The following is a 445-nucleotide window of genomic DNA, read 5'->3' as shown; positions in this document are numbered from 1 at the left end:
ACCGGGATCTTGGCGTTCGCAGCAGCTTCACGGAACTCGGCGATCTGCTCGAAGGACAGGTAGCGGTAGACATCGGCCGCCATGCTGTCGATCTTGCCAGCGTATTCCATGTACTCCTCGACGGTCGGCAGGCGACCCAGGATCGAAGCAACGGACGCCAGCTCGGCCGAGGCCAGGTAGACGTTCGCGCCGTCGCCCAGACGGTTCGGGAAGTTACGGGTCGACGTGGAGACCACGGTGCTGTTCGGCTCAACGCGTGCCTGGTTACCCATGCACAGCGAGCAGCCTGGCATTTCCATGCGTGCGCCAGCCTTGCCGTAGATGCCGTAGTAGCCTTCTTCGGTCAGTTGGTGAGCGTCCATCTTGGTCGGCGGCGACAGCCACAGACGGGTTGGCAGCTGACCCTTGACCTGATCCAGCAGTTTACCGGCAGCGCGGAAGTGAC

The 445-nt window shown here is 62.7% G+C and carries 1 protein-coding gene; it reads right to left on the bottom strand.

Going from position 1 to position 445, the window contains the following annotated elements:
- On the bottom strand, window positions 1-445 hold a 445-nt coding region (locus tag J5M56_RS25470), incomplete at both ends, for an aconitase family protein (RefSeq protein ID WP_243430909.1).

It is taken from the genome of Pseudomonas sp. 51_B, from assembly GCF_017491595.1.
In the GTDB taxonomy this organism is placed as follows: Bacteria; Pseudomonadota; Gammaproteobacteria; order Pseudomonadales; family Pseudomonadaceae; genus Aquipseudomonas; species Aquipseudomonas promysalinigenes.
The sequence above is the reverse complement of the archived record's forward strand: the minus strand, read 5'-3'. Positions and strand labels throughout refer to the sequence as shown.